The organism is Dyella sp. NPDC103356 (assembly GCF_055584465.1).
Genome location: NZ_JBVJLZ010000005.1, coordinates 224740 through 239067, shown reverse-complemented (window position 1 = coordinate 239067; position 14328 = coordinate 224740). Strand labels below are relative to the sequence as shown.

The window sequence follows — 14328 nt, the reverse complement described above, 5'->3', positions numbered from 1 at the left end:
GGTTGGGGTGAGGGGGCCGGATGCTTGCGGGAACACCTCAGCTGGAAATCGCCAACCTCTCCGACCGATACAACTGCGCCGTCACCGCCACCGCCACCAACGCCGCCAACGCACTCCCACCCAGGCAGAACAACATCTGGTGCATGGTCACGCCATCCCCGCGCAACACCTGCATCACCCCAAGATGCTGCCCCAGCAAGGGCACCGCATACATCCACTCCTGCGGTTTCACCGGCAGCGCCATCAACAACACGCTGGGCAGCGCCGGCACCAGCATCAACAAGGAAAGATAGGTCTGCGCCTCGCGATAGCTCTTGGCAAACGCCGCCACCATCGATTGCAACGCGGCCAGCAGCACGATCAGCGGCAGCGCCATCACCAGCACCGTCAGCGCAAAGCGCACGCCCAGTTCGAGCTCCATGCCGAGCTTGTCGACCGGCAGAAAATGACCGACCACCGAAAACGCAATCAGACTGATCAACAAACTGGTCGCCGAGAACGTACAGATCGCCGCCAACTTGCCGGCAAAGATCTTCCAACGCGGTACCGGATTGGCAAACAACGGCTCCAGCGATTGACGTTCGCGCTCGCCGGCGGTGAGATCGATCGCCAGATACATGCCGCCCATGAACATGGTGATCACAAAGAAATAAGGCAGCAGGCCGAAGATCAGCACACCGCGCGCCTGCGCCGTAGCCTGATCGCGCCGCGCCACCGACACCGGCCAGGCGGTACTGGGCGAAAGGCCGCGTGCCACCAGCCGCATCGCACCCTGTTGGCGTGCATAGCTCTCGATCAGGCCGCTGACACGTTCGATCGCGGTGCTCGCATCACGCTGTGAGGAGTCGTAGATCACCTCGACCTGTACCGCCTCACCCTTGCGCCACGACGCCGGGTAGTCCGGCGCGACCCGGATGACGACGTCCGCTTCCTGCTTGCGCACCGCCAGTTCGGGGTTGGCGATTGCCGGGCCGGGAATGACACCGCCTGCCTTGAGCGACTCGAACAGATTGGGCGCGTACTGCTGGCCGATCACCGGTACCGTAAGCGGCTTTTCCGCCTTGTCCAGTTCACGACTCAGACCGATGTTGAGCATCATCACGAACAACAGCGGCGCCAGTAGCGGGCCAGTGATCAAGGCGGTCATGATGGTGCGGCGGTCACGCAGGTTTTCGCGTACCTCTTTGAGATAGACGGTCAGGAACGCGCGCGCTTTGTGTGATGCATTGGCAACGTTGTTCATGCGGCCAGTCCCTCTTCGCTGCCGATGATCTTGACGAAGGCGTCTTCCAGATTCGCCTCACCCGTTTGTTCGCGCAGTGCTTGCGGCGATTCATCGGCGACCACCCGGCCATGGGCAATCACCACGATGCGATCGCACAGTGCCGCGACCTCCTGCATGATGTGACTGGAGAACAGCACGCAGCGCCCTTCGTCTTTCAACTGGCGCATGAACTGACGCAGCGCGCGCGTGGCCATCACATCGAGGCCATTGGTCGGCTCGTCGAGAATCACGTTGCGGGGATCGTGAATCAGTGCGCGGGCTATGGCTGTCTTTACGCGCTGCCCTTGCGAAAAGCCTTCCGTGCGGCGATCGCCGATGTCCTGCATTTCCAGGGTCTGGATCAGCGCCTCGCGACGCGTCTTGAGCTGGTCTTCGGAAAGACCATGCAAGCGACCGAAGTAGTCGATGTTCTCGCGCGCGCTCAACCGCTTGTACAGTCCACGTGCATCCGGTAGCACGCCCAGTTCGCGACGCACTGCCAGCGGGTCGACCGCGGCATCGACGCCGTCGACTAGCACCTGTCCGCGATCGGGCTTCATCAAGGTGTAGAGCATGCGCAACGTGGTGGTCTTGCCGGCGCCGTTGGGGCCGAGCAGGCCGGTGATTTCGCCGTCGCGCGCCTTGAACGTGACGCCGTCGACGGCTTTGACATCGCCGAAGGCCTTGTGCAGGTCGTTGACCTCGATCATGGCGCAGCTCCGTTGAAATCGATAAACATCGGCGTGGCCTGCAGCCGATCCAGGCACTTCGCATCCAGGTCCTTGGGATGGACCTCTTCGATAAAACGCTTGAGCAGTTGCGGCGCACAGCCGGTGTTGATCACGTTATGCCCCTGCCCGTTGAGCACCAGGTGGCGGGCATTGCTCAAGCCCTTGAGCACATCCTCGCCATAGCTTGGCGGCGTGACTGGATCGAACTGGCCGGAGAACAACAGCACCGGCTTGTCCGACTTGAAGGGCTGGTGGAAGTCGGCCGGACGCGTGCCCTTGGGCCAGACCGAGCACACCGCTTGCAAGGCGTCGATCATGCGCGTGCCCAGAATGGTCTGTGCATCCTGTGGACGCGGCGTGAGCAGATCGGCGTCTTCGCTGCAGATGACCGACGACTGCATGCCGCCGTTCATCGTGTCAGCCAGATCGCCGGACAGCAATTTCGCCTGGCCGAGCAGCGGTCCCACATCACCGTGGGCCGCGGCATCGATCGACAGCGGCAACAGTGCCGAGGTCAGCGGCGTATAGGCAAACATGCGCACGACGCTGGCGAGCGAATATTCGTCCAGCGTGCGCTTGACGGTTTGATACGACTGCGGGTCGCGAAAGCTCACTTCATGCGGGTTCGCGCGTAGCGCATCGCGCAACTGATAAAGCGTCTGGTAGGGATCGCCGAAATGCTGCTTGCAGGCGTTGTCCGCCGCGCAACGGGCAAACTGGGCTTTCAGTGCGGCGTCCAGGTTCTGCGCAAAGTCTTCGCCGAGCACCAGTCCATTGGGCACCACGCCATCGAGCACGATGCTGCGCACGGCCTGCGGATAGTGCCCGGCATATTGCTGGGCCATACGCGTGCCGTACGACACGCCGACCAGGTCGAAGGTTGGTGAACCCAGCGCCTTGCGCACGTCTTCGAGATCCTGTGCGGCAACGGTGGTGGTGTAGTAGCGCGGATCGGCCTTGCCTTCGAGCTGCTTGAGACATTGCGTGACTTCGTCGCGCAGCTTGGCCGGATCGAACGCGCCCTCGTCGTGCTTGGCCGCCGTTTCAGCCGGCGGCTTGCAGTCGAGCGGATTGGAGCCACCAGTACCGCGCTGATCGAGCAGCAACACGTTGCGCTGCGCCAGCAAAGGCTGCAGCGCACCGGCGACACCGCTCCAGGATTCGGTGGCGGCCTGGCCGGGGCCACCGGCGAGCAGCACCACTACGTCGCGCTGCGGCACCTGCGCGGCAGCGCGCAGCAAGGCAAGTTTCAGTTTGATCTTGCGGCTGGCCGGATCGTCGCGGTTTTCCGGGACGTCGAACGGCGCGCACCACGCCGCCGTGGAAAGGCCGCTATTGGGCTGTTCCAGCTCGCATGACGTAAACGTCAGCGTGCCGACTTTCCATGTCGTGTCGCCAGCCGTCCCCGGAACCTGGCTGGCACTCGACGCCATCGCGGGTGCCGGTTGCGGGCTATCGGCCGCGGTCGAATCGATGGATTCCGATGCGCGATGGAAATGATTCCACCCCAGCGCACCCAAACCGATAAGCACCACGCCGATGCGTAATGCGGTACGTCCCTTGATCGCCATGCGCCCCTTACTCCTCTCCCGGTTCGAATATCGTCTCAATCGCTCGGCCGAACAGGCGTGCCAACTTGAAAGCCAAGGGCAGGCTCGGATCGTATTTGCCGGTTTCGATCGCATTGATCGTTTGTCGCGACACGTCCAGACGCTGGGCCAGATCGGCCTGCGACCAGCCCAGTTCGCTGCGCAACTGGCGTACGTGGTTATTCATCTGCCTGGTTCCTTAGGCCTCAATCGCCATCCCCAGACGAACGGCGCCTGGCTCGACGCCAACGCATCACACCGAACGCCACGGCCACGGCGACAAAGGTGGCCCCCATGCCTACCAGCATCCCGATCTGGTAATCCTTCATATGCCCGTCGCCCAGCCATGCCGCGAGCAGCATCACGCCGCCCGCGAGCAGGAAGTGCCATTCGCGTATGCGCGTCTCTTCGATGCAGAAGCCATCCACGCCGTAGCGGCGATTGGCCCAGCTGCGCCCAGCGGAATACGTCAGCATCAGAATCGGAAACACCCAGATCAGAATGGTGCCGTCCAGGTCCACTACATGCGCCGCGGCGAGAAAGCCGCCGGCCAGACTGAGCACGGCCACCACGGCAGTAGCCACTGCCAGGCCGACCAGATGGGTGCGCTGCTCCAGCTCGTCGCTACCCAGCACCAGACGCACCATCGCGCGAATCACCAGCGCGATCGGAACCACCGGAAGCAGGGCCAGCACGGCCTTGAGCAGGGGTTGGTCGACATGGTGCAGGTAAGGCCAGCCGAACAGCATGATCACCACGTAGGCCAGCATCGCCGGGACGAATTCCCGGTAGTAGCGACGGTAGATACCGCGCATCGGAAGCATGGTCTTGGTCATCGAACTCCCCCAGATGTCAAGCTGACTTGACATGAGGCTAGCCTCGCTCCGCCCTGCTGTCAAGCGTCCTTGACACTTGATGAAATCTGCTCGGCACCCCTAGCCAAAACTTTAGGACATGGGTCAGAATTTGTGACGCAATTGGCAATTTTTGGCCCATCGGACCCTGGGGAGGCTCCGATTCGGCCCTTCTGAAACACCCCCTCCGTAGCACCAAATACCTCGCAAACCGCGCCACAAAGCCATTTGTGGCGGTTTGGCATGCGGGTTGCATTTGACGATCTCGTAACAACACACAACCAACCTGGAGATTCACCCATGCTGCTCAACAAGTCGCTTCTGACCTCCGCACTGATCGCTGCTTTTGCTGTTGCAGCTGTCGCTCCGCAGGCCGCCCACGCCGTCGATGGCACCATCAACATCACCGGCACCATCAATAGCTCCACCTGCAAGATCAATGGCGCCAACAGCCCGGCCACCATCGCCGTCGCTCTGCCGACCGTGTCGACCACCGCGCTGAACGCCGCCGGTTCGGTCGCTGGCCGTACCGCTTTCAACATCGCCCTGACCGGCTGCGGTGCCCTGACCAAGGCCACCACCTTCTTCGAGCCGGGCCCGACCGTGATGGCCGACGGCAACCTGAAGAACGCCACCGGCACCGCCACCGGCGTCGAAGTGCAGCTGCTCAACAACGATTTCAGCGCGATCGCCCTGAACGGCGCTGCCAGTGCGCAGAGCTCGCAGTCGGTGACCCTGGCCAGCGGCGCCGGCACGCTGAACTACTACGCCCAGTACTTCGCCACGGCCGCCGCCGGCGCCGGTTCGGTGTCGACCAGCGTGCAGTTCTCGATGATCTATCAGTAAGTCGCAAATCATGGCGCCGGAACACGGTGTTCCGGCGCCATGCCGCTGGCGAAAGCGGCATCACGATTCAACGAGGTAATCCCCCATGTGGAAGTTTGTCGGCGCCATCAGCGCAGGCCTGCTAGCTTTGTGTCTCGTCGCTCCGCAAGCGCACGCCAATGTGCTGATCGGTGGCACCCGCGTCGTCTTTCCTGCAAAGGACGGCGAAGTCACGGTGCGCCTGACCAATGAAAACGATCACCCCGTGCTGATCGAATCGTGGATCGATCGTGGCGACGTGCATTCGACGCCCGAGTCGGTCGATGCGCCCTTCCTGATCACGCCGCCGCTGTTCCGCATGGACGCTCAGAAAGAGCAGAGCCTGCGCATCGTCTACACCCACGACCAACTGCCCGCCGATCGCGAATCGCTGTTCTGGCTCAATGTGCTCGAAGTCCCGCCGAAGCCGACCGGTCCGCAGGTCGAAGGGCAGAATCTGCTGCAACTGGCGCTGCGTTCGCGCCTGAAGCTTTTTTATCGCCCGGCCGGTTTGCAGGGCGACCCGCTGAAGGCACCGTCCCAGCTGACCTGGAAAGTGGTCGCGGACGGTAAGGGCTATGCGCTCGAAGCGCACAACCCGACGCCTTACTACGTCACCGTCACCGCGGCGACGCTCAACACCACCGCCGCCGATACCGGCATGGTCGCGCCGCTGTCGGATCTGCGCATGCCGCTGCATGACGCGGCGCAGAAGCCGACCGCCGGCACGATCCACTTCACCGCCATCAACGACTACGGCGCCGCCGCCGACTTCACGGGAGCCGTCACCCCGTGAAAAACCTGCGCACCCGCCATGGCAAGTACGAGACGAACGGCTATGCCGTTTGTCGTCGTGCCTTGCTGGGCTGGGTGATCGCAGGCGTACTGTCCAGCTGGAGCGTCGGCGCATTCGCCGCCGCGGCCGCCGCCAATGGCGCCACCGCAACGCCCGATGCCGCCGCCGCTACGGCTGATGCGAGCTTCGACCGCGACCTGCTGCCAGGCGCCGGGCGCAACACGGGCGACCTGTCGCGCTTCGAGCGCGGCGCCGTGATCGTGCCGGGCATCTATCGCACCGATATCTTTCTCAATGGCACTTGGGTCGGCCGCAACGACGTGCGCTTCGCCTCGCCGACGCCGAACGACAATGCCATCCCCTGCCTGACCCGCGCGATGGTCGACAAGATCGGCCTGCCGTTGACCAAGTTCTCCGCCGAGCAGCAAGCGCAGCTTGCCGATGCGCAAGGCTGCGTAAACATCGGCAGCCTGATTCCCGCCGCAACGATGACCTTCGACCAGGCCAACCTGCGCCTGGATGTGAGCATTCCGCAGGCCTGGCTGGGCACGCGCGCACGCGGTTATGTCAGCCCGGAAAGCTGGGACCGTGGCGTCAACGCAGCACTGCTCAATTACAACTTCAACAGCTATCGCAGCCGCAGCAACGGCATCAGCCAGACCTCCTCGTTCCTGGGCCTGAACACCGGCGTGAACCTCGCCGGCTGGCAGCTGCGCAACGACTCCACCCTGGTGATGCAGTCGGGTGCTGCCGGTTCGCCGTCGACGCGTCACTGGCAGAACCTCGACACCTACGTGCGCCGCGACCTCCCCTCGCTGCGCGCGCAGATGACCCTGGGCGATTCGTATACCAACGGCGAACTGTTCGACAGCGTGAGCATTCGCGGCGTGCAGATCGCCACCGACGACCGCATGCTGCCCGATTCCATGCGCGGCTACGCGCCGACGGTGCGCGGTGTGGCCGAAACCAATGCCAAGGTCACGGTGCGCCAGAACGGCGTGACCTTGTACGAAACCACGGTGGCGCCGGGTCCGTTCACCATCTCCGACCTGTACTCCACCGGTTACGGCGGCGATTTGAACGTGACGGTGACCGAGGCCGACGGCCGCCTGCGTACGTTCTCGGTGCCCTACGCATCGGTGCCGCAGCTCCTGCGCCCCGGCGTCACGCGCTTTTCGGCGGCCGCCGGCGAACTGCACGATGCAGCGCTGCATTCGCATCCGGCCATCGTGCAGGGCACGATCCAGCACGGCTTCACCAACCTGCTGACCGGCTATGCCGGCGTGGTCGGTTCGAACGGCTACGGTGCCTTGCAGGTCGGCAGTGCGTTGAATACCAACTACGGCGCATTGGCCCTCGATATCACCACCGCGCGTGCGGATATCCCTGGCCAGTCGACCCACAGCGGCCAGAGCGTGCGCGTGGGCTACAGCAAGATCCTGCCCGATAGCGACACCTCGATCAGCGTCGCGACGTACCGCTATTCCACCAGCGGCTACCTGGGCCTGCGCGATGCGATGACCTTGCGCGACATCGCGCATGGTTTCCGCTACGTCGACCCGACCACGGTCAACACCATCGATGGCATCACCATTCCCAACGTGTTGACGCCCGAACAGCGCCAGGCGCTGGCCGGCAACAACGCGTCGAACAACTTCACCGCCTACACCAATCAGCTGGACCGTCAGCGCAGTCGCTTCGACGTCAACATCAACCAGCGCCTGGGCGATCGCGGCGGCTCCCTGTACGTCACCGGTTCGGCCGTCGACTACTGGAACCGCAACGGCACCGATCTGCAGTTCCAGGTCGGCTACAACAATACCTTCCACCGACTGAGCTACAACCTGTCGGCAACGCGCGTGCGCGATGCGTTTTCGCGCTACACCAATCAGTTCTTCGCCAGCTTCACCCTGCCGCTGGGCGACAGCGCGCACGCGCCGATGTTCGGCGTCAGCGCCAACCGCGACAGCTCCGGCCACATGCTCGAGCAGGCCACGCTGAGCGGCACTGCCGGCACGGACAATGCGTGGAGCTACGGCGCGACCGCATCGCACGACAACGGCCAGGGTGGTGGCGGCAGCGCGGGCGATGCCGGTACGGTGTACGGCGGTTATCGCAGCCCGTACGCACAGTTCAATGCCAGCTACGGCTCGGGCAAGGGTTATTCGCAGGGCTCGCTGAGCGTGGCCGGCGCGGTCGTGGTGCATCCGGGCGGCATCACCTTCGGCCAGCCGATGGGCGATACCGTGGCGATCATCTCCGCGCCGGGCGCCAAGGGTGCGCGCGTCATCAATGCATCGGGTGTGCGCATCGATAACAACGGCTACGCGCTGGTGCCTTATCTGACGCCGTACAACCTCAACAACATCCAGATCGACCCGAAGGGCCTGCCGCTGACCGTGCAGCTGGATGCGACCAGTGCCCAGGTCGCACCGCACGCGGGCGCGGTTGTCATGCTGGCGTTCAAGACCGAGAACGGTCGCTCGATCATTGCGCGCATCCGCCGCGATGACGGTAAGCCGGTGCCGTTCGGCGCCGAGGTCATCGATGAAAAGGCACAGGTAGTCGGCGTGGTTGGCCAGGCCGGCCGCGCACTGGTGCGCGGTGCCAACGACCAGGGCCAGCTCACCGTGCAATGGTCGACCGACGGTGAGCCGGGCATGCGCTGCAGCTTCCCCTATCAATTGAAGGCGGGTCAAAGCCAGAACGCCTACGAACAGCTTGAGGCAACCTGCCATGCTGTCGTCGCCACCGGCCGGAGCGACTCATGAACCCCGTTCGCCACACCATCGCCCTGCTGTTCATGGCGTTACTCTCGACCCTGCCGATAGCAGCGCGCGCCTCGTGTTCCTTCAGTAGCGGCAACACGTCGAACGTCAATATCTCCATGCCGAACTCGGTAGTTACCATCAATGCCAATGCACCGGTCGGTACGGTGCTGGCGAGCTCGTCGCAGTTCGCGCCCTCGCCGACGTCCGAACTGTCGTGCACGGGTACGACACGTATCGGCGTCGTCAATCTTGTTGGCAGCCAGCCCGCCACCAGCGCAACGATCTTCCCGACCGGAACCAGCGGCGTGGGTTATCGCATTACCCATCCGGATACCAGCAATTATCTGGTGCCCTACGGCGGCGACTCCGTCGCTTCGGGTACGTACGAACTGTCGGTGACCTCGGGCTTCGAGCTGGTCAAGACCGGCCCCATCGCCAATGGCGCTGTGTTGAACGCGGGTACGCTCGGTTATTGGCGCTACGATGGCTTCTTTGGCCTCATCCGCGCGGAAAACTTCAACCTCGTCGGCTCGGTGACCTTCACCTACCCGTCGTGCACGGTCAATAACAACGCCATCAACGTCGTACTGCCGACCATATCGACCACCGCGTTCAATGGCATCGGGACCACCGCCGGCGCGACCGCTTTCAATATTTCGCTCAACTGCTCCGCGGGCAGCACGCTGGCGATCGAATTCGACACGTCCAATCCCGCCAGCGTAGCCAACAGCGTTATCGCCAACAGCACGGGCACGGGGCGTGCGAAAAATGTGGGCGTACAGCTGATCAATCAGAGTTTCGTACCGATCACTTTCGGTACGCCGGCTGTCGTCGGTGCCACGCCGAATGGCCCGTACAATCTGACTTATTACGCTCGCTACTATCAGACCGCTGCGTCACCGGCCGCCGGCACCGTCAGCACAACTGCGACATTCACGCTCAGCTATCAGTGATTCACGGCTTTCAATCGTAGACTTGCGTGACCAGCTTCGGCTGCGCGCTCAAGTAATTGGCGAAGTAGACGATTAAACGGTCAGAGCCCAGTGGCGTGCCGGTCAGCTCGGTTACCGAAAGCGCATACGATTGAGCGATCTGTGCCGAGGCAACGCCAACCTGCTCCGAGCAGCGATAACGCTGGGAAGTACCGACGGCTTCGGCCGCGGCAATGCGCTGCGTTCCGACCGAACAGGTCGGCTCGACCACGGCACCGGAAAAGGCAATCACGCCCCCACTGGCGTGCGCGCTGCTACCGGCAACCACGATGCCGGCCAGAAGAATCTTTCGAATCACGCCACGCATACAGCCTCCCGCGCCCAGTTTAAAAATTGGGCGGCTTTAGGCTCTGTCGGCGTGTGTTACCCCTGCTTGAGTGAATGTTTCGCGCAGACGATCCGATTTGTGATGCGAATCACACTTTATAGGCCAATCGGATTCGGGGAAGCTCGTACAAGGGCAGATGGATGGAGAGGATGTCTCCATATAACGGCACATTTCGGCAGACTTGAGCGGAAAACTTAACTTCCGTTAAGGAAACTTCACCTCAAGCCTGCACAAACACGGATAAGCGGCTGATAAATAACCTGTCAGCGTGACGAAACGTATTTCTCACGACGGATCTGCGGCACCGGCAGACCGAAATCCTTCAGGGCTGCAAAGGCGGCATCGACCATGTTCGGGTTGCCGCAGAGATAGGCGATATCGCGCTCGGCGCTTGGCGCCAGCTCGGCCAGCACGCTCTGCACGTGACCGTTGCGGTCGCTGGGCCGCGGCACCGCGCGAGGTTCGCGGCTCAGGCAGCCATGGAAGGTGAAACCGGGCACCCGCTGCGCAAAGGCTTCGAATTCCTCGCCATAGAGCAATTCGGTCTCATTGCGGGCACCGTAGAGCAGCACCACTTCCCGCCCGCCCTTGGCCAACAGCTTTTCAAACAGCGGCAGCATGGCGCGATAAGGCGTAACGCCCGTGCCGGTCGCCAGCAGCAGGTAGCGCGGATGCGAGTCGGCATCCTGCAGGCAGAACCGGCCGTAAGGCCCGCTGGCCTCGATGGTCTGCCCATTTTCCAGCCCGCCCAATAACTTGGTGGCCGCGCCGCCGTCGACATAGCTGACCGCAATCTCGATCCGTTGCGCCGGCGAGCTGCCGTCCCCCACCGTGCCCACCGAATAGCTGCGCTTGGTGGCGGTGCCGTCGTCGTACTGAAAATGCACCTGCAGGAACTGCCCCGGCACGAAGCTCAAGGGCTGCCCGTCCGCCCGCTCGAAGATCAGGTGGCGCACGGTCGGCGCCAGCATGTAGCTATCGACAAGACGGAGAGTGAAGTGATCTGCCATGGAAAATGCTCGTTTGCGGAACGGTGCGTCCCGTCAGGGATGCCGGGCCAGCCGGCTATAATAGAGGGCTAGCCCCCTCGGTGCAGCCCATGACGTCCACTTCCTCCGCCCCCGCGCTCGTCGTCGAGAACTTACGCAAGACCTACGGCAACGGCGTACAGGCACTCAAAGGCATCAATCTCACGGTAGAACCGGGCGATTTCTTCGCCCTGCTCGGCCCCAACGGCGCCGGCAAGTCCACCCTGATCGGTATTCTTTCCTCGCTCGTCAACGCCAGCGACGGCGATGCGCGCGTGTTCGGCGTGTCGGTGAACAAGCAGCGCAGTGCGGCCATGCGGCTGATCGGCCTGGTTCCACAGGAAATCAACTTCAACCAGTTCGAGAAGCCGTTCGACATCTGCGTGAACCAGGCCGGCTTCTACGGCATTCCGCGCAAGATCGCCGCCGAGCGCGCCGAGAAATACCTCAAGGAACTGCGCTTGTGGGACAAGGCGCAGGACCAGGCACGCATGCTGTCCGGCGGCATGAAGCGCCGCCTGATGATCGCCCGCGCGATGATGAACGAGCCCAAGCTGCTGATCCTCGACGAACCCACCGCTGGCGTGGACATCGAAATCCGTCGCTCGATGTGGCAGTTCGTCAGCGGCATCAACGCGGCCGGCACCACGGTGATCCTCACCACGCATTACCTAGAAGAAGCCGAACAGCTCTGCCGCAACATCGCCATCATCGACCACGGCACAATCGTGGAGAACACCACGATGAAAGGCCTGCTGGCAACGATGGACGTGGAAACCTTCGTGTTCGACACCAGCACGTTGCCGGCCGAATTGCCCGCACTACCCGGCATCACCTTGCGACAGGTCGATGCGCACACGCTGGAAGCGGAGATGTCGCGCGCACACGATCTCAACTCCTTGTTCTCGGCCCTTTCAAGCAACGGCGTCACCGTCACCTCCATGCGCAACAAGACCAACCGCCTCGAAGAACTGTTCGTACGACTGGTCGAACAGGGCCGCAACGGCAACCAGGAGAAGGCCGCATGAATGCCTCGGCCAATCTTGTTGCACTAGGCACCATCGTTCGTCGCGAAATCGTACGCATCATGCGTATCTGGACGCAGACGCTGATCCCGCCTGCAATCACCATGACGCTCTACTTCGTCATCTTCGGCAAGCTGGTCGGCAGCCGTATTGGCGACATGCATGGCTTTACCTACATGCAGTACATCGTGCCCGGCCTGGTCATGATGAGCATCATCACCAACTGCTACGGCAATATCTCCAGCTCGTTCTTCGGCGCCAAGTTCAGCCGCGCGGTGGAAGAAATGCTGGTATCGCCGATGCCCAACTGGGTGATCCTGCTCGGCTACGTCACCGGCGCGGTCACGCGCGGCATCGTTGTCGGTGCGCTGGTGCTGCTTATCGCGCTGTTCTTCACCGACCTGCATCTGGTGCATCCGATCATCACGATTCTCGCCGTACTGCTGGGATCCACGGTGTTCTCGCTGGCCGGTTTCGTCAATGCAGTATTCGCCAAGAAGTTCGACGATATCGCCCTGGTGCCGACCTTCGTGCTGACCCCGCTGACCTACCTGGGCGGCGTGTTCTACTCGATCGACCTGCTCGGCCAGCCCTGGCGGAGCATCTCGCTGGTCAATCCGATTCTCTACATGGTCAATGCGTTCCGCTACGGGGTGCTTGGCGTCAGCGACGTGCAGATCGGCGTAGCTTTCGTAGTGATGATTGCCTTCGTGATTGGTTTGTCGGCGGTCGCACTGGTGTTGCTCAAGCGCGGCGTGGGCATGCGTTCGTAATCAAGTCATGCGCGTAAACAAACACATCAGCGAAGCCGGCCTATGCTCCCGCCGTGAGGCGGACGAGATGCTGCTGGCCGGCCGCGTCACCATCAATGGCGAAGTTGTCACCACGGGCGCGAAGGCGCTCGAAGGCGACGAAGTGCGCGTGGATGGCGAAATCGTTCGCGCGCGTGTGCTTGCATCGACGCCCTCGGCAAAGAAAGCCGTCTACATCGCGCTGAACAAGCCGGTCGGCATCACCTGCACCACCGACCAGACGGTCAGCGGCAATATCGTCGATTTCGTGGATCACCCGCAGCGTATCTTTCCGATCGGCCGCTTGGACAAGGATTCGGAAGGCCTGATCCTGCTGACCAGCAACGGCGATATCGTCAACGAAATCCTGCGCGCGGAAAACAATCACGAGAAAGAATATCTCGTGGCGGTGAACAAGCCCGTGACTGATGAATTCCTCGCCGGCATGGCCCGCGGCGTGCGCATCCACAACCAGATGACCAAGCCCTGCCGCACACGCAAGATCGCCAAGTTCGGCTTCGGCATCGTGCTGACCCAGGGCCTGAATCGCCAGATTCGCCTGATGGCGGCGGCATTTGGTTACCGCGTGACCCAGTTGCGCCGCGTGCGCGTGGTCAATGTGAAGCTGGCTCATCTGAAGCCGGGGCAGTGGCGCAATCTGACCGAGGCGGAGTTGAAGGGGTTGTTGCCTAATCGGACGCAGTGGTAACGGCTGCGTTCACCGCCTCCCAATCACCTCCTACTCGTCATCCCGGCGCAGGCCGGGATCCACTCTTCAGTTCTCGCTCGTCAGATACCCATTGGCAAGCCTCAGCGCTGAGGAATGGATCCCGGCCTGCGCCGGGATGACGGTTTGGGAGTGAGGCTGGTCCATATCCAACACGGAAACCCCACTGGCACTTGACGCCCGCGACGGATCAGCGCTAAATACTTAACTAATACTTTAATTACTTAAGTACCTATGGCCGTCGATCTGGTGTTCGAAGCCCTGGCCTCCAAGCCACGGCGCGAAATTCTTGCCTACCTCTCCGCGCAGGAACTGACCGCCGGCGAGATCGCGAGCCGTTTCGAAATGAGCGCGCCCGCCATTTCGCGCCATCTGTCGTTGCTGGAGAACGCCGGCCTGGTCAACAGCGAGCGGCGTGGTCAATACATTGTCTACCGTCTCAATCGAGACAGCCTGGTCAATACGCTGACCGGCTTTGCCTTCGAGATATGCCCCACCGCCGGTCCACTGAAGCGCGAGTCGCGCAAGCTCGCCACCCGCAAGACTACGCGATAGCTCATTGAGGAGC

At 62.5% G+C, this 14328-nt stretch carries 15 protein-coding genes; 8 read left to right on the top strand and 7 right to left on the bottom strand.

Annotated elements, in window-relative coordinates:
• Positions 1 to 37 precede the first annotated feature (37 nt).
• The 5 genes from ACZ6WW_RS13590 to ACZ6WW_RS13570 are packed head-to-tail and all read right to left on the bottom strand — an operon-like array spanning position 38 to position 4453.
• Complete coding sequence (locus ACZ6WW_RS13590; protein WP_465274676.1) at positions 38 to 1243, bottom strand: ABC transporter permease; 1206 nt, start codon at positions 1241 to 1243, stop codon at positions 38 to 40.
• Positions 1240 to 1974, bottom strand: coding sequence for an ABC transporter ATP-binding protein (locus ACZ6WW_RS13585; protein WP_465274675.1), 735 nt, complete (start codon positions 1972 to 1974; stop codon positions 1240 to 1242). The genes ACZ6WW_RS13590 and ACZ6WW_RS13585 overlap by 4 nt, the downstream gene beginning before the upstream one ends.
• Positions 1971 to 3566 carry an alpha/beta hydrolase gene (locus tag ACZ6WW_RS13580; protein ID WP_465274674.1) on the bottom strand — a complete coding sequence of 532 codons (1596 nt, stop codon included), beginning with the start codon at positions 3564 to 3566 and terminating at the stop codon, positions 1971 to 1973. Before ACZ6WW_RS13580 ends, ACZ6WW_RS13585 begins: the two co-directional genes overlap by 4 nt.
• Before the next feature lie 7 nt (positions 3567 to 3573).
• Complete coding sequence (locus ACZ6WW_RS13575) at positions 3574 to 3771, bottom strand: helix-turn-helix transcriptional regulator (protein WP_281851564.1); 198 nt, start codon at positions 3769 to 3771, stop codon at positions 3574 to 3576.
• 19 nt (positions 3772 to 3790) lie between these two features.
• Positions 3791 to 4453 (bottom strand): hypothetical protein, encoded by a 663-nt coding sequence (locus ACZ6WW_RS13570; RefSeq protein WP_465274673.1) that lies wholly within the window; start codon positions 4451 to 4453, stop codon positions 3791 to 3793.
• 285 nt (positions 4454 to 4738) lie between these two features.
• Here ACZ6WW_RS13570 and ACZ6WW_RS13565 point away from each other — a divergent pair, with 285 nt between their 5' ends.
• The 4 genes from ACZ6WW_RS13565 (at position 4739) to ACZ6WW_RS13550 (ending at position 9822) form a co-directional block, all read left to right on the top strand.
• Complete coding sequence (locus tag ACZ6WW_RS13565) at positions 4739 to 5284, top strand: fimbrial protein (RefSeq protein ID WP_465274672.1); 546 nt, start codon at positions 4739 to 4741, stop codon at positions 5282 to 5284.
• Positions 5285 to 5369: 85 nt separating this feature from the next.
• Positions 5370 to 6098: a fimbrial biogenesis chaperone gene (locus ACZ6WW_RS13560; protein WP_465274671.1), complete on the top strand. Its 729-nt coding sequence runs from the start codon at positions 5370 to 5372 to the stop codon at positions 6096 to 6098.
• Positions 6095 to 8869, top strand: coding sequence for a fimbria/pilus outer membrane usher protein (locus ACZ6WW_RS13555; RefSeq protein ID WP_465274670.1), 2775 nt, complete (start codon positions 6095 to 6097; stop codon positions 8867 to 8869). Before ACZ6WW_RS13560 ends, ACZ6WW_RS13555 begins: the two co-directional genes overlap by 4 nt.
• On the top strand, positions 8866 to 9822 hold the full coding sequence (locus ACZ6WW_RS13550) for a fimbrial protein (protein ID WP_465274669.1): 957 nt from the start codon (positions 8866 to 8868) through the stop codon (positions 9820 to 9822). Before ACZ6WW_RS13555 ends, ACZ6WW_RS13550 begins: the two co-directional genes overlap by 4 nt.
• A 10-nt stretch (positions 9823 to 9832) precedes the next feature.
• On the opposite strand, the gene ACZ6WW_RS13545 is transcribed toward ACZ6WW_RS13550, so the two are convergent.
• Together ACZ6WW_RS13545 and ACZ6WW_RS13540 are read right to left on the bottom strand one after the other, a co-directional pair.
• Complete coding sequence (locus ACZ6WW_RS13545; protein ID WP_465274668.1) at positions 9833 to 10168, bottom strand: hypothetical protein; 336 nt, start codon at positions 10166 to 10168, stop codon at positions 9833 to 9835.
• Positions 10169 to 10452: 284 nt separating this feature from the next.
• Positions 10453 to 11199, bottom strand: a complete 747-nt coding sequence (locus ACZ6WW_RS13540) for an FAD-binding oxidoreductase (protein WP_465274667.1) — start codon at positions 11197 to 11199, stop codon at positions 10453 to 10455.
• Between the two features lie 89 nt (positions 11200 to 11288).
• On the opposite strand from ACZ6WW_RS13540, the gene ACZ6WW_RS13535 reads away from it, so the two are divergent.
• From ACZ6WW_RS13535 to ACZ6WW_RS13520, 4 genes are all read left to right on the top strand, one after another.
• Positions 11289 to 12245, top strand: a complete 957-nt coding sequence (locus tag ACZ6WW_RS13535; RefSeq protein WP_281851556.1) for an ABC transporter ATP-binding protein — start codon at positions 11289 to 11291, stop codon at positions 12243 to 12245.
• Positions 12242 to 13015, top strand: a complete 774-nt coding sequence (locus tag ACZ6WW_RS13530; protein WP_465274666.1) for an ABC transporter permease — start codon at positions 12242 to 12244, stop codon at positions 13013 to 13015. The genes ACZ6WW_RS13535 and ACZ6WW_RS13530 overlap by 4 nt, the downstream gene beginning before the upstream one ends.
• 7 nt (positions 13016 to 13022) lie before the next feature.
• Positions 13023 to 13742, top strand: a complete 720-nt coding sequence (locus ACZ6WW_RS13525) for a pseudouridine synthase (RefSeq protein ID WP_465274665.1) — start codon at positions 13023 to 13025, stop codon at positions 13740 to 13742.
• A gap of 252 nt (positions 13743 to 13994) precedes the next feature.
• Positions 13995 to 14315, top strand: a complete 321-nt coding sequence (locus ACZ6WW_RS13520) for a metalloregulator ArsR/SmtB family transcription factor (RefSeq protein WP_281851553.1) — start codon at positions 13995 to 13997, stop codon at positions 14313 to 14315.
• Positions 14316 to 14328 lie beyond the last annotated feature (13 nt).